The sequence below is a fragment of the Lacrimispora brassicae genome (assembly GCF_054772055.1).
Map to the genome: position 1 here is coordinate 38977 of NZ_BRYH01000006.1, position 15845 is coordinate 54821.

16 protein-coding genes and 1 pseudogene are annotated in these 15845 nt (G+C 43.7%); 13 read left to right on the forward strand and 4 right to left on the reverse strand.

Annotated elements, in window-relative coordinates; all coding sequences use genetic code 11:
* Nucleotides 1–88 precede the first annotated feature (88 nt).
* The 7 genes from ACYVD3_RS03235 (at nt 89) to ACYVD3_RS03265 (ending at nt 7977) form a co-directional block, all read left to right on the forward strand.
* Nucleotides 89–1282, forward strand: a complete 1194-nt coding sequence (locus tag ACYVD3_RS03235) for an ROK family protein (protein ID WP_460641074.1) — start codon at nt 89–91, stop codon at nt 1280–1282.
* A gap of 231 nt (nt 1283–1513) precedes the next feature.
* On the forward strand, nt 1514–2167 hold the full coding sequence (gene fsa / locus ACYVD3_RS03240) for a fructose-6-phosphate aldolase (RefSeq protein ID WP_460641075.1): 654 nt from the start codon (nt 1514–1516) through the stop codon (nt 2165–2167).
* Between the two features lie 16 nt (nt 2168–2183).
* The gene (locus tag ACYVD3_RS03245) at nt 2184–3023 is read left to right on the forward strand and encodes a transketolase (protein WP_460641076.1); all 840 of its coding nucleotides are present in this window, start codon (nt 2184–2186) and stop codon (nt 3021–3023) included.
* Nucleotides 3011–3973 carry a transketolase family protein gene (locus ACYVD3_RS03250; RefSeq protein WP_460641077.1) on the forward strand — a complete coding sequence of 321 codons (963 nt, stop codon included), beginning with the start codon at nt 3011–3013 and terminating at the stop codon, nt 3971–3973. The genes ACYVD3_RS03245 and ACYVD3_RS03250 overlap by 13 nt, the downstream gene beginning before the upstream one ends.
* Nucleotides 3974–4316: 343 nt before the next feature.
* A complete protein-coding gene (locus ACYVD3_RS03255; RefSeq protein ID WP_460641078.1) occupies nt 4317–6599 on the forward strand; it encodes a YARHG domain-containing protein in 2283 nt (760 codons plus the stop codon).
* A 308-nt stretch (nt 6600–6907) separates the two neighbouring features.
* Entirely contained in the window at nt 6908–7708 is an 801-nt protein-coding gene (locus tag ACYVD3_RS03260) for an EcsC family protein (RefSeq protein WP_460641079.1), read from the forward strand.
* A 113-nt stretch (nt 7709–7821) separates the two neighbouring features.
* Entirely contained in the window at nt 7822–7977 is a 156-nt protein-coding gene (locus tag ACYVD3_RS03265; RefSeq protein ID WP_460641080.1) for a hypothetical protein, read from the forward strand.
* A 12-nt stretch (nt 7978–7989) separates the two neighbouring features.
* On the opposite strand, the gene ACYVD3_RS03270 is transcribed toward ACYVD3_RS03265, so the two are convergent.
* Both ACYVD3_RS03270 and ACYVD3_RS03275 read right to left on the reverse strand, forming a co-directional pair.
* Nucleotides 7990–8292, reverse strand: coding sequence for an IS3 family transposase (locus ACYVD3_RS03270; protein WP_460641081.1), 303 nt, complete (start codon nt 8290–8292; stop codon nt 7990–7992).
* A gap of 22 nt (nt 8293–8314) precedes the next feature.
* Nucleotides 8315–8359 (reverse strand): annotated as a pseudogene (locus tag ACYVD3_RS03275) (hypothetical protein); the annotation flags it as partial.
* Between the two features lie 578 nt (nt 8360–8937).
* On the opposite strand from ACYVD3_RS03275, the gene ACYVD3_RS03280 reads away from it, so the two are divergent.
* From ACYVD3_RS03280 to ACYVD3_RS03305, 6 genes are read left to right on the forward strand one after another with little or no spacing between them, the layout of a single operon-like run.
* Nucleotides 8938–9579: an ABC transporter permease gene (locus tag ACYVD3_RS03280; RefSeq protein WP_460641082.1), complete on the forward strand. Its 642-nt coding sequence runs from the start codon at nt 8938–8940 to the stop codon at nt 9577–9579.
* A 12-nt stretch (nt 9580–9591) separates the two neighbouring features.
* On the forward strand, nt 9592–10506 hold the full coding sequence (locus tag ACYVD3_RS03285) for a glycine betaine ABC transporter substrate-binding protein (protein WP_460641083.1): 915 nt from the start codon (nt 9592–9594) through the stop codon (nt 10504–10506).
* A gap of 17 nt (nt 10507–10523) precedes the next feature.
* Entirely contained in the window at nt 10524–11426 is a 903-nt protein-coding gene (locus ACYVD3_RS03290; protein WP_460641084.1) for an ATP-binding protein, read from the forward strand.
* Nucleotides 11427–11430: 4 nt separating this feature from the next.
* A complete protein-coding gene (locus ACYVD3_RS03295; RefSeq protein ID WP_460641085.1) occupies nt 11431–12201 on the forward strand; it encodes an ABC transporter ATP-binding protein in 771 nt (256 codons plus the stop codon).
* Nucleotides 12201–12839: an ABC transporter permease gene (locus ACYVD3_RS03300; RefSeq protein ID WP_460641086.1), complete on the forward strand. Its 639-nt coding sequence runs from the start codon at nt 12201–12203 to the stop codon at nt 12837–12839. Before ACYVD3_RS03295 ends, ACYVD3_RS03300 begins: the two co-directional genes overlap by 1 nt.
* Nucleotides 12829–14127: an O-acetylhomoserine aminocarboxypropyltransferase/cysteine synthase family protein gene (locus tag ACYVD3_RS03305; protein WP_460641087.1), complete on the forward strand. Its 1299-nt coding sequence runs from the start codon at nt 12829–12831 to the stop codon at nt 14125–14127. The genes ACYVD3_RS03300 and ACYVD3_RS03305 overlap by 11 nt, the downstream gene beginning before the upstream one ends.
* A 231-nt stretch (nt 14128–14358) precedes the next feature.
* Here the strand turns inward: ACYVD3_RS03305 and ACYVD3_RS03310 are convergent, their stop codons facing one another.
* Nucleotides 14359–14943 (reverse strand): GrpB family protein, encoded by a 585-nt coding sequence (locus tag ACYVD3_RS03310; protein ID WP_460641088.1) that lies wholly within the window; start codon nt 14941–14943, stop codon nt 14359–14361.
* A 10-nt stretch (nt 14944–14953) separates the two neighbouring features.
* Nucleotides 14954–15829 (reverse strand): hypothetical protein, encoded by an 876-nt coding sequence (locus ACYVD3_RS03315; protein WP_460641089.1) that lies wholly within the window; start codon nt 15827–15829, stop codon nt 14954–14956.
* Nucleotides 15830–15845: the final 16 nt, after the last annotated feature.

Sequence of the window (15845 nt, forward strand, 5' to 3'; positions counted from 1 at the left end):
TTGACGTATGTTAAAAAAGCATGATATAATATGAAAAGCTGACAGAAACTATATCTGATGCATATTATAGAGCGGCGAGGATGACGGAATGAATCAGAACCGGGGAATTAACCAGGATGTGACGCAGGAGATGAATCGGTCTCTCCTTTTGAAAAGTTTAAGAAGAGAAGGTGTATGCTCCAGAGCACATCTGGCGGCACTTACAGGGCTCAAACAAGCGACTGTGACCAATATCATGAAGGATTTTCTAAACTGGGGAATCGTAAAGGAGGTTGGTTTCTTAAATGGCAGCAAAGGGCGCCGGTCCATTGGAGTGTCCATCAATCCTGACGGTTACCGGGTCATCGGCGTGCGGCTTGCGAGAAAGCATTACAGTGTGGGGTTGTTTGATCTGAAAGGTAAGCAGATTGTGAAAGAGCGCGTGGATTTTGAGCCGGAAAAGCAGCCCGGTGCGGAAGAAATCTTAAATCAGATTGCGGGGCGGATGCGCCTGTTGATTCAGCAGTATGGAAAGGACTCTGTACTGGCCGCGGGGCTTGCAGTGCCAGGACCATTTATAGCGAAGAAAAGCCGTATTGCGTTGATAACGGGTGCGGATATATGGAAAGATATTGAGTTGAAAGCGTTTTTTGACAGGGAGATGGATATCCCGGTGTTCCTGGAACACAACGCCAATGCCGGAGCCTATGCCCATATGTGGGATTTGAAGGAGGCTTATCATGATGACATTCTGGTTTACATTGCCGCCGGTCAGGGGATTGGCGCAGGAATCGTGATGAATGGCAGAATCTACGAAGGGGCGCTGGGGACGGCAGGTGAGATTGGGCATATGACCATAGACAGAAACGGGAAACCATGTGCTTGCGGAAACAGAGGTTGTCTGGAACGCTACGCTTCCTCCCTGGAACTTGTAAAAGCAGTGTATGGGGAGCGTGCCGGCATGGAAGGCTGTAATTTTGAGGATTTGGAGCAGCGAATCAGAAACGGTGATACAACCGATACAGAGCATTACCGCAGGGCCTGTGAGAGCCTTGGCGTCGGAATCATAAACATTATCAATGTGATTAACCCGGACCGGATTATTATCGGTGATGATATGGCACGCCCGAATCCGGAATTAATGGAGCGGACTGTGCGGGAGACGGTGCAAAAGGGAATCTTGCCGGATGTCTGGGAGGAGCTTACGCTTTCCATCAGTGCGTACCAGGGGGACCCAATCCTGGCCGGGGCGGCGATCGTGGCGATCGACAGAGTCTTTGACAGCCCGGGACAGTTTATATAGAACTGAATATTGAAATTATGCTGAAGCAGCATTAAGGTCATGGAACGTTTACGCGAAAGATGACTTTGGTGCTGTTTTTTTGTTTGCCGATTCAGAAGGAAAAGATATAAAAAAGCAAATAACCTATTGACATTTTTACAAAAAATGTTATTGTTTAATAGGAAGTATTAATTAAATGAATTAATACATAAAATGAAAATATGATTAAGATGAATGAAAGGGGAAAGAAAAATGAAATTTTTTATTGACACAGCGAAGGTAGAGGATATTAAAAAGGCAAATGACATGGGAATTATCTGTGGGGTAACGACGAATCCGTCATTGATTGCAAAAGAAGGCAGAGACTTTGTGGAAGTGATCCGGGAGATTACTTCCATTGTAGACGGACCAATTAGCGGGGAAGTGAAAGCTACGACGACAGATGCCGACGGAATGATTAAAGAGGGGCGTGAAATTGCGGCAATCCATCCCAACATGGTTGTTAAAATTCCCATGACAGTGGAAGGTTTAAAAGCGGTGAAGGTTTTGACTGCTGAGGGAATCAAAACCAATGTGACTCTGATTTTCAGTGCAAACCAGGCGCTGCTTGCAGCACGGGCGGGTGCAACTTATGTATCACCGTTTCTGGGGCGTCTCGATGATATCTCCCAACCAGGAATGGACTTAATCAGGACGATTGCAGATATATTCAGTATCTCAGGGATTGAAACGGAGATCATTGCCGCCAGTGTGAGGAACCCGATTCATGTGATTGACTGTGCCCTTGCAGGGACGGATATTGCCACGGTTCCATACGGTGTATTGGAGCAGATGACGAAACATCCGCTGACTGAGCAGGGGATTGAAAAATTCCAGGCAGATTATCGTGCTGTCTTTGGAGAGTAAGCTGGGAGGAGAGAAGATGGGGAATTATCTGGAATTGGAAAAAGCGGCAAATGAAATCCGCAAAGGGATTGTGACCGCAGTACATAGTGCAAAATCCGGTCATCCCGGCGGCTCGCTGTCAGCGGCAGATTTATTCACATGGCTCTATTTCAGGGAGATGAATATTGACCCGGAACATCCGGCAAAAGAAGACAGGGACCGGTTTGTACTGTCCAAAGGCCATGTGGCGCCGGGATATTATTCAACCTTGGCGAACCGGGGATTTTTTCCGGTGGAGGATTTGAAGACCCTGCGTCATACCGGCTCCTATTTACAGGGGCATCCGGACAGAAAGCATATTCCGGGGGTGGATATGTCCAGCGGATCTTTGGGACAGGGAATCTCGGCAGCGGTGGGGATGGCGCTTTCTGCAAAGATCAGCAAAGAACCATACCGGGTGTATACACTCCTTGGCGACGGGGAGATAGAAGAGGGGCAGGTCTGGGAGGCGGCAATGTTTGCCGGTCACAGAAAGCTGGATAATCTGGTGGTTATCGTGGATAATAATGGGCTTCAGATTGATGGTTCCATTGATGAGGTCTGCTCTCCATATCCCATTGACAAAAAGTTTGAGGCGTTTAATTTCCATGTCATCAATATTGACGGACATGATTTTGCACAGATAGAGCGTGGGTTTGAGGAAGCAAGGCAGACGAAAGGGAGGCCCACAGCCATCGTTGCCAAAACAATAAAGGGCAAGGGTGTTTCTTTCATGGAAGGCTCTGTGGCATGGCATGGGACGGCGCCTGATGACGGGCAGTATGAAATTGCCATGGCAGATTTGGAGAAAGCAGGTGAAGCGCTATGCCGGAGATAAAGGAAATGACTGCAAAGAAGATTGCCACCAGGGAAAGCTATGGCAATGCACTGGTGGAACTGGGGCAGGTAAATGATAAAATCATCGTATTGGATGCAGACTTAGCGGCGGCGACAAAGACCGGAATCTTTAAAAAGGCATTTCCGGAGCGCCATGTGGACTGCGGGATCGCAGAATGCAATATGATGGGAATTGCCGCCGGTCTTGCTGCTACTGGCAAGATACCCTTTGCAAGTACCTTTGCCATGTTTGCGGCTGGCAGGGCGTTTGAACAGGTCAGGAATTCCATCGGTTATCCCCACTTAAATGTGAAAATTGGGGCCACCCATGCAGGGATCTCTGTGGGCGAGGATGGGGCCACCCATCAGTGCAATGAGGATATTGCCTTGATGAGGACGATTCCAGGGATGGTTGTGCTCTGCCCGTCGGATGACATAGAGGCAAAGGCAGCGGTAAAGGCAGCGGCGGAATATGATGGACCGGTTTATATGAGATTTGGACGTCTGGCGGTTCCTGTAATCAACGATAGGCCGGATTATACCTTTGAAATGGGAAAGGGAATTGTGCTGCGTGAGGGAACGGATGTGACCTTGATTGCCACCGGGCTTGAAGTGCCGGAAACCCTTGCTGCAGCAAAACGGCTGGAATCCCATGGGATTTCGGCGAGAGTCATCAATATCCATACCATCAAGCCGCTGGATGTGGAGCTTGTCTGCCGGGCAGCCAGAGAGACCGGGAAGATTGTCACGGTTGAAGAGCATTCGGTTGTGGGCGGACTTGGAAGCGCAGTCTGTGATGCCGTGTGCAGCGAATACCCGGTGCCGGTGATGAAAATAGGAATCCAGGATGTGTTCGGTGAGTCTGGACCGGCAAAGGAATTATTGCAGAAATATCAGTTGGATGAGATGGGAATATACCGGCAGGTGCTGGAATTTGTCAGAAGAGTTTAATAATAAAAGCGGAAGAGAAACCGGATGGTTTTTCTTCCGCTTTACTGTGCTTTTAAAATCCACTTACCCGTGTTATTGAGATGCGGCTCATAAAGGGATATCATCCCTTCATTTGTTCCAAAGGAAGAACCAAATCCGTGAATGTTGTTCTGAATTGACTTAGCAACTTCACTAAGACGGAGGTCTTGACTAGGAGCAAATAAAGTATTTTAAAGTCTGATTTATAAATGAACTAAGGGCAGGTAGTAATTCGTTTTGAGAATATTTATGGTTTCGTTATGCTTTTGATTCATTTTTATGCTATCATTAAATTGATTCAATATGTTTTTGGGGGAGTGGAAGAATGAATAAAAAAGGCTGGGTAAAATTAAGCAAAATGAGGCTTTTGTATTATGGGCTGGGCATCTTGGCAGGCTGCGTGGTACTGTGGATCTCTCTGAGTGAAGGAAAGCGGCTGCATTATTTGGATATGGAAATTATGCCATCAGGGCAGAGCTTTATAATTAATGTTGAGGCAAATGGCGAGGCTGTAGATATTTTTGCTTCGGAAAAAGGCGTTCATGTGACTGTCGGATATACAGGAATATCGGAAGAGCAGCAGACGAGGCTGACAATAGTGGGAAATATCAGGGAAAAAACATCAGATAGCACACCAATCCATCTTTTGCTTCTTGGACTTGATAATACGGAAACGTGGCAATGGGATATATTAAGTTCTGTGGGGCTGTCATCGATTCACTGCAGGAAAGGAGAGATGGCAAATGTCCGGGCGTATCTATACCCGTATGTCGTTCTCACATTTTGGATAATGGGGTTTTTTCTGCTTCTTAAGAATAATCGAAAAAATAGAAACCATGCAAAAGAAAGACTGCTGGAATTTATGGCTGATGCGGAGAATCAGGCAGCATTTGAAGCCGGGAAGCGGTGGTTTTTGGTTCATGACAGGAGACGGTACTGGAACCGATGCCTGATATTAATCTTTGTCTATGGATTAGGACTTTACATTCTTCAGAGATATTTATATAATTGGGTTCTTTTGAATTCATCAGACAACATAGGGTCTGTTTTAATTATAACTCTGGTGATTGTCAGCTTAGGAGTTATTTTAGAAGCTTATTGGGCAATAAAGTATATGGAGGTACTTACAAAAGAGAACCGGCCCCTTACTGCTGCTGCGGCTTTTTTGATGGAGGCAGCATATGGTTCTTATTGGTATCAATCTCACTATAAAAAACAAGTACATAATGCTGCCGTTGGACTTGCCAGGAGCGGAAGATATGTGCAGGCGTTAAAACTGGCAGATTATGGCTGGAAAGGCGATCAGGAAAAGAAACTGATGCAACTGGCTCACAGTAATTTGCGCCAGGTATGTTTTCTGGGGCTGGGAAGGAAAAAAGAGGCAGAAGCAGAATTTGCATACCAGAAGCAGCTTGTAAAGAATCATCCCATATTAAAAAAGATGGGAGAGGCAGCGATTCTGTTAACCGAAATCAGGAAGGCTTATATAGATCAGAAGTTTGGACATGTAGAAGCCTATGTGAATGTATATTGTGAACGTTATCCAGATGCATATCATTGCATTTCGGTTATGCCCATTCAGATGAACGTTTATGAACAAGCAGGTGAAATTGAGAAGGCAAAAAATATCTGCGGTTATCTGCTTTCGTACAGCCCTGAAAATATAGCCGTCAGGGAGGCAATGAGATATGGAGCCTGTACCTATGTGGAATCTCCGGATTTTCTTAAAGATAAGACCGGGCTTGTGTGCCGGATTGTTATGACCGGAGTGCTTGGCATTTACACCGTGCTGTTTGGAAGCGTTATGTTAGTGGGAACACATCATTTGCGAGTAAGTGAAACGAGAGCATATGAAACGAGAGCATATGAAAAGACTGAAGCCAGAAAACTCATACCGCAACCAGATGATACAGAGGAGGCAGAAGATGAGTCAATGGAAACAGTGGTGTCTGAAACGGAGGGGGAGCCGGATTTTCAGGCTTCTGCTTCCCAGGCGCCAGGCTTTGAAATGGCTTTGCCGGAAGCGTGGAATGGCCTGGCAGTTAGAAAAGAGTTTGAGGGAGGGGGCAGCTACCATCAGAAAAAATCCTATGATTTGATGGGGGATGGAGATTTATTCTCTATTCAGGTGTATTCGGACTGCAGCTATGTTAATCTGCCGGATTATAAAGTATGGGGATATGACGGTCCCTATGTATACGTAATGTCGGAGCCTACAGATGTGACGTTTTATATGGAAGACAATGCCATAAGAGAGGAATACAATAAAATGCAAAGTGAAATCAGTCAAATCCGGGATGGGTTCCGGATTCAGTCTGATACGGCAAAATATGACGGATATGAATTTGTATTTCCTAACAGCAGCGATAGCCTGTTGCAGGCGCCTGATTTATGGAATCTTTCAGCCCGCCAGTTGCGGATTGCAAGAAACGAGATTTATGCAAGACATGGCAGGCAATTTGCCGATGAAGAATTGCGGAAATATTTTAATCAATGCAGTTGGTACGAAGGAATCATTGCTCCAAAAGATTTTGAAGAAAATGTACTGAACGAAACAGAGCGGTTCAATATCCGTTTGATTCAGGAACAGCAGCAAAAAATGGAGTGAAAATTTGGAAAAAGTATCCCGTACAAAATAATAAAAGAAGAATGAGCTGGACTTGTAATTATAAGAAGAATTCGTATTATATGATTGTATCGAAGGTTGTACATGATTTTATGACTTGTTCATGAGGCAAATGCAGCGTAGATAAAGGCAAAGAGTATTTACGCCGGTCGGCTGAGGAAAGCAGTTATGTGATTGATCAATTATTGGTTTTGGCTGCAAAATGTATCATTATATGGTATATTGAAATAATAATGTTATTTCAAAGTAATCGAAATCTAAGGACTCACTGAAAGGGGAGGCTGACATATATGAGACGGCAATTCGACAAACAAGTGAAACAGATAAAAAGAGAAGAATATAAATTACTTAATAAAAAGGAAAATCCATTATTAAAAGCTTCCATAGAGCCTGTTGCTGATAAAATTCAAAGTTATATTCCCGGCAAAGTGAAAACCGCCCTGGAGACGGCATTCTATAAAGGTTTCCGGCTGGTATTTGAAAAAGGAAATCTTTATATAGAGAAAACTTATGATAAAGATAAGATACAGTTGGAATATGATTTAAATAATTATGCCATTGGCAAAAGGGCTGAAAGAAAATATTTGAAGCGTTTAGACCGGCATTCCAAACAGTCCCAGATGATTAATTCTTCCATTTCAGTAATAGAAGGAGGAGTTTTGGGAGCATTAGGAATCGGCTTGCCCGATATTCCGCTTTTTTTATCTTTGGTCATGAAATCTGTTTATGAAATTGCTTTAAGCTATGGATATCATTATGAAACAGAGGAAGAAAAAGCATATATCCTGCTTTTGATCTGTACGGCCATGACGAAACGGGAGCAGCAGAAAGAATTCTATCAAAAACTTGAGAAATTAGGCGAAAGCATCGATTATAAGATTATTCCGGAAATTAATTTGGAAGAGCATATAAAAACCACAGCAGGAATACTATCGGAGTCGTTATTAACCGCAAAATTCATACAGGGGATCCCATTGGTAGGAGCGGTGGGTGGCTTTGTAAATTATAGCATCATCCGTAAAATCAGCAAATTTGCCGGTGTGAAGTATAAAAAGAGATATTACATGAATAAAAAAGAACATGAATCTTAATCAATTTAAAATCAAAGGTTTTGTATTCGCCATACCTCTTCTATTGTGTATTTTCTTATGTGAAATTTTTGACGGAAATGGGTTGCCGTGATAAGTTGAAAGCGATCCTCTAAATGGAAAACCCCTCAGATTTGACACAGGCACAGAACCTCTTGGAACAGCTTGATCTTTTCGTTTTTATTCCAGGAATCGCTACCCCGGAGGAATATGGCAGGCACATGATCAAGGAATCCGGTGTGCTGCCGTTAAGCAGGACACTGAATCATTAAAACTTTTTGGGGTCAGATCATAGTGGATTGACCCTCTTTTGTTTTGCAGATACGCAAGATTTGTTTGTCATTCACATCAATATCGTAATTTACATCCAACTCATCCCCGATTCTGCGATACCCTATATCGGGATGGTCTTTATGGATCTGCGGTATTTTTTCTGTAATACGTTTATTCTCAAGTTCGCGGCGGCTTTTGGGCTGCTTCAACCATCTGTAAGTCTCATTTTTCACGTTTAAGCTATGAAATCCTGTCAAGAAACTCTTTTTCCGGAGTGCGGCTCGGTTGCATTCCTGGTCGACGTCCTCGTCCATCTTCCAGACCTGCTGATCCCATCTTATCATATTTTTTGACCCAATTTCTTATTTGCTGATAGAAAATGTTATATTAAGTGCCATGGCACCGTAATTATTATCATTGGGCAAACAGTCCTGTACAATAGAAAGCCGTTCTTCTGGTGTTGTTTGTCTTGCTTTTCTCATGTGACTTCTGACTCCACTTCCGAATTTTAAGTCTTCAGGAGAATTATATCTCTTTATCCATTCCTTGAGTTGGTATTTATTTCGAATTTTGAAGTTGCCGGTGTATTAGAGAACTTAGGAAATGCACTGCACTTTGACCTCCGGGGCTGCCAACCCTGAAAAAACAAAGCCTCTGCAAGCCGGATAGACGTACAGGTGGTGAAGACTTTCTCCCGCATGGGACAGATTTCAGCAAGAAGTTGGCATTTTACCGGAGCTTTATCAAAAGCGTGTTGCGGTATTTTCTCCTCTGAAGAAGGAAATCCGGTTTTCACAGAAAACGGGACCGAAGTCGCCGTTGTATTACAAGAAATATACGTTATTATTAATCTTCGTTTTGATAAAATTTTATTGACAAAGAGGCATGCATAGAATATAATAAACAAAACATATAAAACATACGGAAATACTATGTATTAAAAAGGGGGGAGCAATTCATTGCAACTTAATCTAACATATTTTTCCCAGCATTTCTCTGACTACATCCTATTGGTAAAAGAGCATATCTTAATTAGCCTCAGTACCGTTATTCTTGCGATGCTCATCGCCATTCCTCTTGGAATTTTGTGCACCCCGTTCGATTTCCTTTACAAGGGAGTCAAGGGGCTTTTCGGAACACTGCGCATTATACCAAGCCTGGCTATTCTGGTGCTGTTCATACCTATAGTAGGAACCGGAATGAAGCTTGCCGTCCTGGCATTGACAATTTTAGCGATCCCTCCCATCCTGATCAATACGGCTCTGGCCTTTCGCACACTGCCTGAAGCTGTGCTGGAAACAGCCCTGGGAATGGGTATGGGAGCATGGAGGACCTTTTTTATAGTAAAAATACCACTGGCTTTTCCGCTTATTTTTGCAGGAATTAAAACCGCTGTTGTCGAAGTAATCGCAAGCGCAACCCTTGCTGCTTATATTGGTGCGGGGGGACTGGGAAGCCTGATTTTTACAGGGCTGGGACTGATGAGGACGGACCTGCTGCTGATCGGCGGTGTTTCTGTAGGAATCCTTTCGCTGCTTTCGGGATATCTTCTTAACCGATTGGATCATAGGATCACAAAATATAAAAGGGTAAATGACTAGGAGGAAACAATCATGAAACATTGGATTTTGAAAAAGGTATCTTTATTTTTAATTTTGACATTCGTCATCTCTATGGCTGCAGGCTGTTCGTCCCAGAAATCCGGTGATGCCGGTTCGACTGATCAACAGACGATCAGAATAGGAACAAAGAATTTTACGGAAAATTTAATTTTAGGCGAGATTTATGCACTGGCTTTGGAAGACAAAGGCTTTAAAGTGGAACGGGTATTCGATATTGCAAGTTCTGTCGTGCATACATCTTTGGTAAATGGTGATGTTGATCTCTACCCTGAGTATACGGGGACCGGCTTGTTAGCCGTGTTAAAGCTTCCTCTGGAAACCGATCCTCAAAAAGTATATGACATTGTAAAAGAAGAGTATGGGAAAAAGTTTAATGTAGTTTGGTTGGATTATGCCCAAGCGAATGACGGCCAGGGGTTGGTGATCACCACGGAAGCTTCGGAGAAATATGGGATCAAAACCATTTCGGATCTTCAGAAGAATGCTGCCAAGTTGAGATTCGCTTCTCAGGGGGAATTTGATGTAAGGGAAGACGGCATTCCTGCGCTGGAGGCCACATATGGGAAATTTGACTGGGTTTCCTCCAAGGTGTACGATAACGCGCTGAAGTATGAAGTTCTGGCAGCAGGAGAAGCCGATGTGGCTCCGGCAGCAACAACAGAAGGAAATCTCATCGATCCTAAGTTCACCCTGCTGGAGGATGACAAAGCGGTCTGGCCGCCTTACAACATCGCTCCTGTAGTCAGAAAAGAGGTTCTGGATGCAAATCCTGGTATAGCGGAAATCCTCAATGACATCAATGCTAAAATTGATACCAAGACCATTACAGAACTGAATGCCCAGGTGGATGTGAATAAGAAGGAATATGAAGAAGTAGGAAAGGAATTTTATGATTCCATTAAATAATGGCGGAGGCAGAAGATATGAAGAACCTTGTATTTATAAAGAAATTTCAAATTCCCAAAGCTGCATATTCCAATTTAGATAAAATATTTACACCAGAGGAGATAGAATTTGTAAGCCGGATGGAGCTGGAGGTTTTTTCAGAAGAAGATGTAAGAGCCATGGGCTTTCCCGATCCTAAGGTTTTTTTGGAAAACAGTTATAAAAGAGGTATTGTGTCTCTGGTGGATGAAGAAAAAGGAACATTTCGGATATCGGACTTTTATAACAGACTTGATATCTTTTCCATATCGGAAACGGAAGTCTATCAAAGCTTTTCCAAAGAAGACAGAGAGGCTCTGGACCAGTGGTATTTCCAGGCCTACTACAGCGGATTGGATCCGGACCCGGACCGTCCTCCTACGGCGGATGAAATAATGCCATTGGACGAGGTGCTTGATTTCATCGATAAACAGGAGCGGCCGGTTTACCTCAATTACTGCGATTGCAGAAGCTTGCGGGGAGACTGTGGTTTACCCACAAAGACCTGTATTACCTATAAAAACGGCTTAAACTCCTTCGCTCACCGGGGTCTGTCAGAACAGATTGATAAGGAGAAGGCAAAGGAAATCGTAAGAAAGGCCGATCAGGCAGGGCTGATGCATACGGTAAATCCCAACGGGATCTGCAATTGCTGCGGAGACTGCTGTTACCTGTTTCGAGGCCAGAAGAAAAGAAACAGCCTGGGAATCTGGCCCAAGACCTCCTATATTATTAATTTCGACAGTTCAAAGTGCATCCAATGCGGTAAGTGCGTCAAACGCTGCAGCTTTGAAGTGTTTTATAAAGAAGGGGAAATCCGGAATGACGGGTCAAAATGTGTTGGCTGCGGGGTCTGCGTCCAAGGATGCCCTGGAAAGGCATTGTCGCTGAAAGGAAGATAAGAGTATGGCTATTGCTGTTGAATTTATAAATGTCAATAAACGGTTTCCCAGAGCAAACTACAATGCTTTGGAAAACGTGAGTCTGAGCATTGAGGAAGGAGAGCTTATTACAATACTGGGAACCTCGGGCTGCGGAAAAACCACGCTGTTAAAAATGATGAACCGCATATTTGAGCCCGACAGCGGTGAAATCAGACTGTTTGGCAGCAGTATCAAAGAAATGGACCCTGTCAAGCTAAGAAGAGGGATCGGCTATGTCATTCAGCAGATCGGACTGTTTCCCCACATGACCATTTATAATAATATCGCCACTGTTCCCAAGATTCTCGGATGGGAAAAAAAGCGGATCGACGACAGGATTGAAGAGCTTTTTAGTCTGGTGAATCTGGATGCGAAGGAGTTTAAATCCCGCTATCCCGCACAGCTTTCCGGCGGACAGCAGCAGAGGGTGGGGCTGGCAAGAGCGCTGGCGGGAGATCCGGCGGTAATGCTCTTTGATGAACCCTTTGGTGCCATTGATGCAATCAATCGGGAAAATCTTCAAGATGAACTTCTAAAAATCCATGAGAAATCGAAAAAGACTTTTCTTTTTGTAACCCATGATATCAATGAAGCCTTTAAACTGGGCACACGGGTACTGATCATGGATAGAGGAAAGGTGAAGCAATTCGATTCCCCCGGAGAGATCACAGCTCATCCTGCGGATGAATTTGTTGAGGCTCTGATAAGAACCGCCGGAAAAAACTATATTCTCCAGGATAGGGGAGGGATTTGATGATAGACTACTTGAGCACATATCAGGGAAAATTACTGACTGCTTTGGTACAGCACTTGCAGATTGTAGGAATCACACTGCTTGTTTCCGTCCTGTTAGCCTTTGCCATCACCCTGCTGAGCATTTGGTCGGAAAGGCTGGTAAATGGGGCAATTCAGATTTTCAGTGTCATTTATTCCATTCCCAGCCTTGCGCTCTTTGCAATGCTCATCCCGATTATGGGAATCGGCAGAAATACGGCGATCTTCGTTCTGGTGCTTTACAATCAGTTTCTTTTGCTGAGAAATATCATGGCAGGACTAAAGGGTGTGGATGAGGCGGTTCTGGAGGCAGCTCTGGGGATGGGAATGAACCAGTGGCAGATTTTATACAAGGTGAAGCTGCCCCTTGCATTGCCTGTAATTATGGCTGGAATTCATCTGGCGATCATCTCTACCATCGGTATTGCAACCATTGCCGCCACCATCAATGCCGGCGGTCTGGGTACCATACTGTTTGACGGGCTTCGTACAATGAATACTTATAAAATCCTTTGGGGCACAATCTTTTGCGCCGGCATTGCATGGGTGGCAGATGTATTGCTTCAGATGATTGAATCAATATTATATAAAAAGGTGGGATTTAAGCATGAGCTATGAAGCATACAAAGACAGTTCGCTGGGTTTTACGACCAGGCAGCTCCATGCGGGATATAACCCGGGAGAGCATTACCGTTCCAAAGCGGTACCGATTTATCATACCGCAGCCTTTGAACTGGGTGATTTTGACCGGTGCACCAGGCTTTTCGACTATTCGGAGGAGGGGCATTCCTATGTGAGATTTTCCAATCCCACAAATGATGTACTTGAAAAAAGGATTGCTTCACTAGAAGGCGGAAGCGTAGCCCTTTCCTTAAGTTCAGGCATGGCAGCCATTTCCAATACATTTTTGAATCTTGCAACAGCCGGGGATGAGATTGCGGCGGTTCAGACTTTATACGGCGGGAGCACTACCCTGCTGAATAAAATCCTGCCCGAATACGGGATCAAGGGCCGGTTCATAGAGGATGAAAATGATATTGAATCCTATAAACGGGCAATCAATGAGAAAACAAAAGCCATTTATATTGAAAGCCTTGGAAATCCCGGAATGAACATCGTAGATATTGAGGCCATCGCAAAGCTTGCCCATGAAAACGGCATTCCCCTGGTCATTGACAATACCTTTGCAACTCCTTATCTCATCAAGGCTTTCGACTACGGGGCCGACATTTTATGTTATTCCGCTACCAAATATCTGGCGGGTCATGGCACCATTATCGTGGGTCTTGTGGTGGAAAAGGGAGGTTTTGATTGGCATAACGGGAAATTCCCTCAGTTTGATTCTTTTTATGAAGAGTACAAGGACACAATCGGAGAGGAAGAACTGAGAAAAAACATCTTTACCAAGAGGCTCCGTATCCGGTACCTGACAGACTTCGGATCCCATCTCAGCCCGACCAATGCCTTTTATCTCCTGCAGGGTATGGAAACCCTGTCCCTCCGCATGGAACGCCACGTGGAAAATGCCATGAAGGTGGCACAATTCCTGGAAACCCATCCCCAGATCCTGCAGGTATCCTATCCGGGATTGGAGAGCAGCCCTTACTATAACCTGGCAAAAAAATATTTTCCCAAAGGTCCCGGCGCAATACTGTCCATCCGCCTAAAAGGAGGTCTGGAGGCAGTCAAGAAGGTATTGGAGCGGGTTCGCATCTTCGATTATATGGTAAACGTGGGAGATGCAAAGTCTTTGATCGTACATTCCGCAACCTCCACACATTTTGGCCAGTCAAAAGAGGAAAGGGAAAAAGCAGGAGTTTATGATGATACACTTCGTTTGTCCGTGGGTATTGAAGATGCGGAGGATCTTATCGCAGATTTGAAGCAGGCATTGGATTCGTTATAGGGGAATTCAGAAAAAATGGCAGGAATATATATGAAACCCTCGTCTATCATCCGAACATCGGGCCAATTAGCCCCGTTGTGACCACACCATAGAAAATAGCAGAACAGACGGCAATCCTTAAGGCTGAAATGAACGGCTGCACCGACCTTTGACAATCGCCGCCTGTTCCGCTTGGCAGCAATCAAGGCAGACAATCCCTTTCTGTGATTATCTGCCTTAAACTTATTTGTGCTATAAATTACTTGGCAAATATAGTTCTGCCAATTCTTCACGTGCTTTTTGAGTAAAGTTCATAATAAAATCCGATTTTGCATCTGTATATGCATCACGATTATATTTAAATTGCTTTTTCAATTGTAGCTTTAATTTTTCATATTGCCGGGCTACATTTGGATACTTTTTCAAATAATCCCTAAAATATAATTCCCCCCAATCTCCTGACGGCTTTATATGAAGATGAAAAACTTTTGCTGCAAAGCCGTTTGGGGTATATCCTTTATTTAAGTCAAGAGTGTTTTCCAAAGTATTCCTTGCCATTACAATCCAACCCTCACTTTGGAGTATACTGGCTATGATGTCTATATCGTAATCGTTAGGCAATTCCAACAAAATATCAATAATCGGCTTTGCGATTAGACCATTAACTGATGTGCTTCCAATATGATTGACACGGCAAACTTTGTAGTCATTTAGAATGCCAACAAGGTTCCTTTTCTCATCTTCATACCATACTGCATAATCTGAATTATGCTCTTTGAGAACGATAGGAAATAACTCCCATAGTTCTTCAAGGCTCATATCTTTTAGCTCTTTCATTATCTCACTCCTATCTCCCTACTGACAAACTGGAATTGAATATATAGCCAATCCATTCTGACGCTTTCCTTTTCGTATCAAACGCTTTATACCCTTTGTGGCTGTAAATATAATCAATCTTCCAATTGCCTTTGTCGTAAGCCTTGTGGTCTATCAAATCCTTTAACCCATTGGTTCGGGTGTCGGCCCAAAGATTTGCCCTGCCTACAATATACACTAAATCAGTAAGAGAAAGCATGTATGCCTGTGGAAACATGATGTCTGTAATGTGTGCGCTGATAGGAGCGTAATTTGACAACCGCTGATACATATTGTGCCGGAGCATATATTCAGTGCCTTTTTCAATCAGGGTTTCTACTGTCTTATCAGAGTGATTTGTAAATTCGGCATATGTAATCAATGCCCGCACTGTTTTCCCAATTCCAATGTAACAAGGAGTTGCATTCATACAGCCGCCATGTTTACAAATCCCATCATACTTCCATGAGGTTGATTGGTTACGTTCAAACACTTGATACTGTTTAATCCAATTCAGAGCATTTTGTGCTTCCTGTGAAGCAGCCTTTCCTAATCGGGTATATGCTTCCAATAGCATTGCATTATAGCATGGAACAATATAATTCACACTGCCAGTATAAGAGAATCCCTCTGATAAAGACAAATAATTAGAAATAAAAGAGATTACATTTTTTGTATATGGCAACCATTCAGCATACGGAATTTCAGATAGGCATATTAGGCGAAAAAGATTGAAAAAGGCATTTTCTTCATAGTCACTTGTAAGCTTTTGTGCTACTTTCGACTGCTCTATTAATAATCCAATTTCCTTGTTCGTAAGCGGCTCATTATCATCAAATTTTATTCTTAATTGAAGTGCTGTATCCATCACGATTCACCGCTTT

Excerpts from the sequence above, each read along its gene's own strand:
- ACYVD3_RS03235 (WP_460641074.1), top strand. The coding sequence starts at position 89 with ATGAATCAGAACCGGGGAATTAACCAGGATGTGACGCAGGAGATGAAT.
- fsa (WP_460641075.1), top strand. The coding sequence starts at position 1,514 with ATGAAATTTTTTATTGACACAGCGAAGGTAGAGGATATTAAAAAGGCA.
- ACYVD3_RS03245 (WP_460641076.1), top strand. The coding sequence starts at position 2,184 with ATGGGGAATTATCTGGAATTGGAAAAAGCGGCAAATGAAATCCGCAAA.
- ACYVD3_RS03250 (WP_460641077.1), top strand. The coding sequence starts at position 3,011 with ATGCCGGAGATAAAGGAAATGACTGCAAAGAAGATTGCCACCAGGGAA.
- ACYVD3_RS03255 (WP_460641078.1), top strand. The coding sequence starts at position 4,317 with ATGAATAAAAAAGGCTGGGTAAAATTAAGCAAAATGAGGCTTTTGTAT.
- ACYVD3_RS03260 (WP_460641079.1), top strand. The coding sequence starts at position 6,908 with ATGAGACGGCAATTCGACAAACAAGTGAAACAGATAAAAAGAGAAGAA.
- ACYVD3_RS03265 (WP_460641080.1), top strand. The coding sequence starts at position 7,822 with ATGGAAAACCCCTCAGATTTGACACAGGCACAGAACCTCTTGGAACAG.
- ACYVD3_RS03270 (WP_460641081.1), bottom strand. The coding sequence starts at position 8,292 with ATGGACGAGGACGTCGACCAGGAATGCAACCGAGCCGCACTCCGGAAA.
- ACYVD3_RS03285 (WP_460641083.1), top strand. The coding sequence starts at position 9,592 with ATGAAACATTGGATTTTGAAAAAGGTATCTTTATTTTTAATTTTGACA.
- ACYVD3_RS03290 (WP_460641084.1), top strand. The coding sequence starts at position 10,524 with ATGAAGAACCTTGTATTTATAAAGAAATTTCAAATTCCCAAAGCTGCA.
- ACYVD3_RS03295 (WP_460641085.1), top strand. The coding sequence starts at position 11,431 with ATGGCTATTGCTGTTGAATTTATAAATGTCAATAAACGGTTTCCCAGA.
- ACYVD3_RS03300 (WP_460641086.1), top strand. The coding sequence starts at position 12,201 with ATGATAGACTACTTGAGCACATATCAGGGAAAATTACTGACTGCTTTG.
- ACYVD3_RS03305 (WP_460641087.1), top strand. The coding sequence starts at position 12,829 with ATGAGCTATGAAGCATACAAAGACAGTTCGCTGGGTTTTACGACCAGG.
- ACYVD3_RS03310 (WP_460641088.1), bottom strand. The coding sequence starts at position 14,943 with ATGAAAGAGCTAAAAGATATGAGCCTTGAAGAACTATGGGAGTTATTT.
- ACYVD3_RS03315 (WP_460641089.1), bottom strand. The coding sequence starts at position 15,829 with ATGGATACAGCACTTCAATTAAGAATAAAATTTGATGATAATGAGCCG.